The sequence below is a fragment of the Klebsiella sp. HMSC25G12 genome, assembly GCF_001807705.1.
Lineage (GTDB): Bacteria > Pseudomonadota > Gammaproteobacteria > Enterobacterales > Enterobacteriaceae > Klebsiella > Klebsiella variicola.
Genome location: NZ_KV789908.1, coordinates 462,706 through 470,357, shown reverse-complemented (window position 1 = coordinate 470,357; position 7,652 = coordinate 462,706). Strand labels below are relative to the sequence as shown.

General features: G+C 54.8%; 6 protein-coding genes and 1 pseudogene. 6 read left to right on the top strand and 1 reads right to left on the bottom strand.

All coding sequences use genetic code 11. From position 1 onward, the window contains the following. Nucleotides 1-110 precede the first annotated feature (110 nt). Nucleotides 111-275: pseudogene (locus tag HMPREF3096_RS31930) on the top strand (succinate dehydrogenase). 64 nt (nt 276-339) lie between these two features. On the opposite strand, the gene HMPREF3096_RS20840 reads toward HMPREF3096_RS31930, so the two are convergent. Next, nucleotides 340-849, bottom strand: coding sequence for a non-heme ferritin-like protein (locus HMPREF3096_RS20840; protein WP_012541238.1), 510 nt, complete (start codon nt 847-849; stop codon nt 340-342). Between the two features lie 890 nt (nt 850-1,739). Between HMPREF3096_RS20840 and HMPREF3096_RS20835 the strand changes: the two genes are divergently transcribed. The 5 genes from HMPREF3096_RS20835 (at nt 1,740) to otsA (ending at nt 7,639) form a co-directional block, all read left to right on the top strand. Continuing rightward, nucleotides 1,740-2,720 (top strand): arabinose ABC transporter substrate-binding protein, encoded by a 981-nt coding sequence (locus HMPREF3096_RS20835; protein ID WP_070544575.1) that lies wholly within the window; start codon nt 1,740-1,742, stop codon nt 2,718-2,720. Between the two features lie 60 nt (nt 2,721-2,780). Continuing rightward, on the top strand, nt 2,781-4,295 hold the full coding sequence (gene araG, locus HMPREF3096_RS20830; protein WP_008804232.1) for an L-arabinose ABC transporter ATP-binding protein AraG: 1,515 nt from the start codon (nt 2,781-2,783) through the stop codon (nt 4,293-4,295). Nucleotides 4,296-4,309: 14 nt separating this feature from the next. Then, a complete protein-coding gene (gene araH, locus HMPREF3096_RS20825; RefSeq protein ID WP_004203438.1) occupies nt 4,310-5,290 on the top strand; it encodes an L-arabinose ABC transporter permease AraH in 981 nt (326 codons plus the stop codon). A 161-nt stretch (nt 5,291-5,451) separates the two neighbouring features. Then, a complete protein-coding gene (gene otsB / locus HMPREF3096_RS20820) occupies nt 5,452-6,240 on the top strand; it encodes a trehalose-phosphatase (RefSeq protein ID WP_008804233.1) in 789 nt (262 codons plus the stop codon). Further along, on the top strand, nt 6,215-7,639 hold the full coding sequence (otsA, locus tag HMPREF3096_RS20815) for an alpha,alpha-trehalose-phosphate synthase (RefSeq protein ID WP_008804234.1): 1,425 nt from the start codon (nt 6,215-6,217) through the stop codon (nt 7,637-7,639). Before otsB ends, otsA begins: the two co-directional genes overlap by 26 nt. The last annotated feature ends 13 nt before the right edge of the window (nt 7,640-7,652 follow it).

Sequence of the window (7,652 nt, the reverse complement as noted above, 5' to 3'; positions counted from 1 at the left end):
ATATCAGGAACTTGTTCGCACCTTCCCTAACTGATGGCGTAACAAGATCGGTCTTCCCTGCAGCCCTTCAGGAGCTGAAGCCGTGTATCTAGCCATAAAAAATAAACCTCGTGTTTTATATTTTTGAAACACTGTTTTTATATTTCTTTGTGGCTTGATAAAAAGTGACCGCGCTCACTAATCCCTGAGAAGGGGTAACGGTGACGAGGGAATGCGATCGCGTTAAAACTTTTTTATTCTATTGGGGAATAAATGAGGTGGAAAAATTGACATAACTGATTTAAAGCGAGAGACGGGGCAGCGTGGGCACGCTCCCCCTGACAGAGCGAAAATGGCTGACTAATGCGGCTTCCGTGGTTCTCCGACCAATGCCATCAGACGCCGATCGGTCTGCTCCATTCCGAGACCAGCTTTATCGGCATTGCGGATTTCCTCAAGCACGCTTTGCAACAGCAGACCATCCTGTTGCTGCTCTTCCGCCAGCAGCGTCAGAAATCGCCAGGTGTTGTCGTCGCTTTGTGCCCTGGCTTCTTCGGCAAGACCGCTCAGCATACTGCTTCGCTGTTGGTAATCGTTCAGGGTTTGGGTAAACAGATCTTCCAGCGAGGTGCATTCGGGATTACAGGCGCGGTCGGGATTCACTATCGGCCAGCTGCCGGCTTTTTTCAGATAGTCAAATACGCGCATGGTGAGGGTAATGCTGCTTTGCGCGCGGGTGCGCAAAAATGTCGCGGCGCCGTCGAAGCGATGACGGGCGCACCACTCGCTTAAGTTCAGGTAAACGTTAGAGGCGTGAAACTCAAGATTCATCTGGGTGTTTAGCTTTTGTGCCATTCCTGGAACTGCCATAAAAAAATATCCTTATTAACCGGGAAGGGGTTACTGATGCGTGTCGACAGATCCTGCGGATAACCACAAGATAAAATAGTGACACGCGGCACTGTTGCAGAATAATAAAACTCTACACATTCCGTATGAGTCGGGTATTTTTTTCCATTTGCCGACGATTTAAGAATACTCGCTCAACGGAATTAAGAAAACTCTCAATTGCGGTAATTTACGTTTTGTTACACCATTATTTTTAGAGGGTATCTGGACTGAAATCATGCGCCGTTGGCCGGGGCTTGCTGGCATCGCGTTAGTGATAAGTTATAGGTATTTGACTACGAAATTTGTCGTAGAACAGAGCGGAATAAGTTATTTCAAGCGTAATGTTTCTGGCTAATGATCATTATTTTTATTTTTTGTTGCAGGCTTTTATTTGAAGCGGAATATTTTTTCAATTCGGTATTAATTACGGAAAAGATCCGTTTTTTCGCGATATTAAGCGGTCCCGGTCGCCCGGCGATGCGGGGCTGTTGTCACTGATGAGGTACAGAGGCAAACGCCCTTTACGAGGCTGGCAATCGCCGGGGATAACAGCGCTGTAACCCTCTGTTAAACATCCTCTGACATCACAAGGATAAGTCTGCTGGTGGTATAGATGATCCTGCTATAGCCCGGTAAAATTGTATGACAATTGTGTCATTTTTTATGTCATTTTTTGCTAAATGTATGTACGCAATTACTGTAATTCCGCGATGTGATAATGCTCTCGTATGGAGAAATAATTTCCGGGTATTACTACTCTAACAACGGCAGTGGGGAATGCGATTTTTCTAATGCCTTGTTTTGATGCCGATAAAATTGTTAATTCCGATTTTTCCCTACATGAAAGCGAATTAAAGCTGGAGTTTACCATGCACAAATTTACTAAAGCGCTGGCGGCCATTGGTCTCGCTGCGGTTATGTCACAATCAGCTATGGCGGAAAATTTGAAACTGGGTTTTCTGGTGAAGCAGCCGGAAGAGCCATGGTTCCAGACTGAGTGGAAATTTGCTGATAAAGCAGGAAAAGATTTAGGGTTTGACGTCATTAAAATTGCGGTTCCGGATGGTGAGAAAACCCTCAACGCAATCGACAGCCTGGCAGCCAGCGGCGCGAAGGGCTTTGTCATCTGTACCCCCGATCCCAAGCTCGGGTCGGCGATTGTCGCCAAAGCGCGTGGCTATGACATGAAGGTCATTACCGTCGATGACCAGTTCGTCAATGCGAAAGGCAAACCGATGGAGAGCGTACCGCTGGTGATGATGGCGGCCAGCGAAATCGGCGCCCGCCAGGGGCAGGAACTCTATAAAGAGATGCAAAAACGCGGCTGGGATGTTAAAGACACCGCGGTGATGGCTATCACCGCCGATGAGCTGGACACCGCCCGTCGTCGCACCACCGGCTCCATCGATGCCCTGAAGGCAGCCGGCTTCCCGGACGCGCAAATCTACCGCGTGCCGACAAAATCTAACGATATCCCGGGGGCGTTTGACGCCGGTAACTCCATGCTGGTCCAGCACCCGCAGGTGAAACACTGGCTGATCGTGGGGATGAACGACAACACCGTGCTCGGCGGCGTGCGTGCCACTGAAGGCCAGGGCTTTAAAGCACCGGATATGATTGGCATCGGCATCAACGGTGTGGATGCGGTCAACGAACTGTCGAAGGCGCAACCGACCGGCTTCTATGGTTCCCTGCTGCCAAGCCCGGATATTCATGGCTATAAAACCAGCGAAATGCTCTACAACTGGGTCACTAAGGGCGTTGAGCCGCCGAAGTTCACGGCGGTGACCGATGTGGTGCTGATTACCCGCGATAACTTCAAAGAAGAGCTGGCGAAAAAAGGGCTGTAACAGCCTGGTTGAACTGGCCCCCGCCGCGGCGGGGGCTGAGTGCTGAAGAGCGGAGTCGTTATGCAACAGTCTACCCCTTATCTCTCATTTCGCGGCATCACCATGACGTTCCCTGGCGTAAAGGCCTTGTCCGATATCAGTTTTGACTGCTACCCCGGACAGATCCACGCGCTGATGGGTGAAAATGGCGCAGGCAAATCGACGCTGCTGAAAATTCTCAGCGGCAACTATATTCCGACCGCTGGCCACCTGCAGATCGGCGGCCAGCAGATGGCATTCAGCAATACCATGGAGGCGCTGAACGCCGGCGTGGCGATTATCTACCAGGAGCTGCATCTGATCCCGGAGATGACCGTCGCTGAAAATATCTATCTTGGCCAGCTACCGCACAGAGGCGGTATCGTCAACCGATCGTTGCTCAACTATGAGGCCCGCCTGCAGCTGGAACATCTGGGGCTGGATATCGATCCGGAGACGCCGCTGAAGTATCTCTCTATAGGCCAGTGGCAGATGGTGGAGATTGCCAAAGCGCTGGCGCGCAATGCCAAGATCATCGCTTTCGATGAACCGACCAGTTCGCTCTCCGCCCGGGAGATCGACAATCTGTTTCGCGTTATCCGCGAACTGCGGGAGGAGGGGCGAGTCATCATCTATGTTTCGCACCGGATGGAAGAAATTTTTGCCCTCAGCGATGCCATCACCGTCTTTAAGGATGGCCGCTATGTCTGCACCTTTGACGATATGCCGAGTGTCAGTCATGACGCCCTGGTTCAGGCGATGGTGGGGCGCAATCTGGGCGATATATACGGCTGGAAACCTCGCCCCTATGGCGAAGAGCGGCTGCGTCTGGAGGAGGTCAAAGCACCGGGCGTGCGTACGCCGGTCAGCCTCTCGGTACGCAGTGGCGAAATCGTCGGCCTGTTCGGGCTGGTGGGCGCCGGTCGCAGCGAACTGATGAAAGGCTTATTTGGCGGCACCCGGATCACCGACGGTCAGGTATATATCGATGGCCAGCCCGTGGACATTCGTAAACCGGCCCAGGCCATCCAGGCCGGGATGATGCTGTGCCCGGAAGATCGCAAAGCGGAGGGGATTATTCCGGTTCACTCCGTACGCGACAATATCAATATCAGCGCCCGGCGCAAGCATATTCACGCTGGCTGCCTGATCAACAACGCCTGGGAGGCAGACAATGCCGATCAGCATATCCAGTCGCTGAACATTAAAACGCCGGGCCCGGAACAGCTGATCATGAACCTGTCGGGCGGCAACCAGCAGAAAGCAATCCTTGGCCGCTGGCTGTCGGAAGAGATGAAGGTGATCCTGCTCGATGAGCCCACCCGCGGCATCGACGTCGGCGCCAAACATGAAATTTACAACGTGATATATGGCCTCGCCGCCTCAGGTGTTGCCGTGGTGTTTGCCTCCAGCGACCTGCCGGAAGTGCTGGGCGTCGCTGACCGCATCGTGGTGATGCGCGAAGGGCAAATCGCCGGCGAACTGCTGCATGAAGAAGCCAATGAACAGCAGGCGTTAAGCCTTGCGATGCCAAAAGTGAGTCAGGCTGTCGCCTGAGTAAGGAGTAAATGATGTCATCTGTGACTACGTCTGGCGCTACCCGCTCTGCCTTTAGCTTTGCCCGCATTTGGGATCAGTTTGGCATGCTGGTGGTGTTTGCTGTGCTGTTTATCGGCTGCGTAATTTTTGTGCCCAACTTTGCCTCATTCGTCAATATGAAGGGGCTGGGGCTGGCGATCTCGATGTCCGGAATGGTGGCCTGCGGCATGCTCTTCTGCCTGGCCTCCGGCGATTTTGACCTGTCGGTGGCGTCGGTTATCGCCTGTGCCGGGGTCACTACCGCAGTGGTGATTAACCTGAGCGAAAGCCTGTGGCTGGGGATTGCCGCCGGCCTGCTGCTGGGCGCGGTCAGTGGTCTGGTCAACGGCTTTGTCATTGCGCGCCTGAAGATTAACGCCCTGATCACCACCCTCGCGACGATGCAAATCGTCCGGGGCCTGGCCTACATTATCTCCGACGGGAAAGCGGTGGGGATCGAAGATGAGCGCTTCTTCACTCTCGGCTACGCCAACTGGTTTGGTCTGCCGGCGCCAATCTGGCTGACGGTCGCCTGCCTGGTGGTTTTCGGATTATTACTAAACAAAACCACCTTTGGCCGTAATACGCTGGCTATTGGCGGCAATGAAGAGGCGGCGCGTCTGGCCGGGGTCCCGGTGGTGCGCACCAAGATTATTATCTTTGTGCTCTCCGGTCTGGTATCGGCCGCCGCGGGGATCATTCTGGCGTCGCGGATGACCAGCGGCCAGCCGATGACCTCGATTGGCTATGAGCTGATTGTTATTTCAGCCTGCGTGCTGGGCGGGGTATCGCTGAAGGGCGGGATCGGCAAGATCTCCTACGTGGTCGCCGGGATCCTGATCCTCGGGACCGTGGAGAACGCGATGAACCTGCTGAACATCTCGCCTTTCTCACAATACGTCGTGCGCGGTGTGATCCTGCTGGCGGCGGTGATTTTTGACCGCTACAAACAAAAAGCCAAACGCGCGGCCTGATTTCAGGCATAACTTTTAAGTCTACAGAGTAATTACCGCCAGCGCCCGTTTCGCTGGCGGTAACTATCAAAAATGGCGAGGTTGGTCACACTGTCTATACTTACATGGCTAACATATAATTAACAACCAGCTTCGGCTGGCCATGATAAGGAGGAAACAGGGTGGATAACCAGATATCTGTACCGCCTGCGCTAACCGGAAACTACGCTTTTTTCTTTGACCTCGACGGTACTCTTGCCGATATCCAACCGCACCCCGATCAGGTGGTGATACCCGACAACACGCTGCAGGCGCTCAACGCGCTGGCCCAGCAGCAGGGTGGGGCGGTGGCATTGATTTCAGGGCGCTCAATGGCTGAACTTGACGCGCTAACCCATCCCTGGCGGCTACCGCTGGCCGGCGTTCACGGGGCAGAACGCCGTGATATCAATGGTAAAACCTATATCGTTTCTCTGCCGTCGGCGCTGCGCGATGAAATCGCGACTGAGCTGACCTCGGCGCTGCAGGGGCTCCCCGGCTGCGAGCTGGAGAGTAAAGAGATGGCCTTCGCGCTGCACTACCGCCAGGCTCCGCAGCAGCAGAGCGCAGTACTGGAGCTGGCTCAGCGCATCGTTCAGCGCTACCCGCTGCTGGCATTGCAGCTGGGTAAATGCGTGGTGGAGATTAAACCCCGTGGAGTGAACAAAGGGGAGGCGATCAGCGCCTTCATGCAGGAGGCGCCGTTTGCCGGCCGCGAACCGGTTTTTGTCGGCGATGATTTGACCGATGAGGCGGGATTTAGCGTGGTTAATCAACTGCAGGGAATGTCGGTAAAAGTCGGCGCCGGGGAAACTCAGGCGCACTGGCGGTTGGCGGATGCCGCCGCTGTAAGGACGTGGTTGCAACATCTGGCGTATGACGCGCAAACCGAAAGGAGGGATGACCATGAGTCGTTTAGTCGTAGTCTCTAACCGTATCGCCTTACCGGACGATAAAAAATCGAGCGCTGGCGGTCTGGCCGTCGGCATCCTGGGGGCACTGAAAGCGGCGGGGGGTCTGTGGTTTGGCTGGAGCGGCGAAATTGGCGATGACCAGCAGCCGCTGAAGCAGGTCTCCCGCGGAAATATCTCCTGGGCGTCGTTCAACCTGAATGAACGGGACCATGATGAATATTACAACCAGTTTTCCAACGCCGTGCTGTGGCCGGCCTTCCACTATCGTCTTGACCTGGTCAGCTTCCAGCGCGAAGCCTGGGAGGGATATCTGCGGGTCAACGCGATGCTGGCGGACAAGCTTCTGCCGCTGATCGAGCCAGACGATACGCTGTGGATCCATGATTACCATCTGCTGCCTTTCGCCAGTGAACTGCGTAAGCGCGGAGTGAACAACCGGATCGGCTTCTTTTTGCATATTCCATTCCCGACGCCGGAGATTTTTAACGCGCTACCGCCGCATGCCGAGCTGCTGGAGCAACTGTGCGATTACGATCTGCTGGGCTTCCAGACCGAAAGCGACAGAACCGCCTTTCTTGACAGCATTGCCATGCAGACCCGACTCTCCGATCTCGGGGACAAACGCTATCAGGCATGGGGTAAGGCGTTCAGTACCGAGGTTTATCCGATTGGGATCGATCCGGACGAAATTACGCGCAACGCCAAAGGCCCGCTGCCGCCGAAGCTGGCTCAGCTGAAGAATGAGCTGAAAAATGTGAAGAATATCTTCTCCGTGGAGCGGCTTGACTACTCGAAAGGGTTGCCGGAGCGATTCCTCGCCTATGAGACGCTGCTTGAGAAGTACCCTCAACATCATGGCAAGATCCGTTATACCCAGATCGCGCCCACTTCCCGTGGCGATGTACAGGCCTATCAGGATATTCGTCACCAGCTGGAAACTGCAGCCGGACGCATCAATGGCCAGTTTGGCCAGCTTGGCTGGACCCCGCTCTACTACCTGAACCAGCATTTTGACCGTAAGCTGCTGATGAAGGTCTTCCGCTACTCTGACGTCGGGCTGGTGACGCCGCTGCGTGATGGCATGAACCTGGTGGCGAAAGAATACGTCGCGGCGCAGGATCCGGATAACCCCGGGGTGCTGGTGCTGTCGCAGTTTGCCGGGGCGGCGCAGGAGCTGACCAGCGCGCTGATCGTCAACCCTTACGATCGCGATGAGGTTGCCACCGCGCTGGATCGTGCTCTCAGCATGCCGCTGGCGGAACGTATCGCCCGTCATTCCGCGATGCTGGACGTGATCAGAGAGAATGATATTCATAACTGGCAGGCGCGTTTTGTCGACGATCTGCAGCATATTTCGCCGCGCAGCGAGGAGAGCCGCCTGCGGGGGAAGATAGCCACCTTCCCTAAACTGGCCTAGTTCAGGAAAAGGG

Excerpts from the sequence above, each read along its gene's own strand:
- HMPREF3096_RS20835 (WP_070544575.1), top strand. The coding sequence starts at position 1,740 with ATGCACAAATTTACTAAAGCGCTGGCGGCCATTGGTCTCGCTGCGGTT.
- HMPREF3096_RS20840 (WP_012541238.1), bottom strand. The coding sequence starts at position 849 with ATGGCAGTTCCAGGAATGGCACAAAAGCTAAACACCCAGATGAATCTT.
- otsA (WP_008804234.1), top strand. The coding sequence starts at position 6,215 with ATGAGTCGTTTAGTCGTAGTCTCTAACCGTATCGCCTTACCGGACGAT.
- araG (WP_008804232.1), top strand. The coding sequence starts at position 2,781 with ATGCAACAGTCTACCCCTTATCTCTCATTTCGCGGCATCACCATGACG.
- araH (WP_004203438.1), top strand. The coding sequence starts at position 4,310 with ATGTCATCTGTGACTACGTCTGGCGCTACCCGCTCTGCCTTTAGCTTT.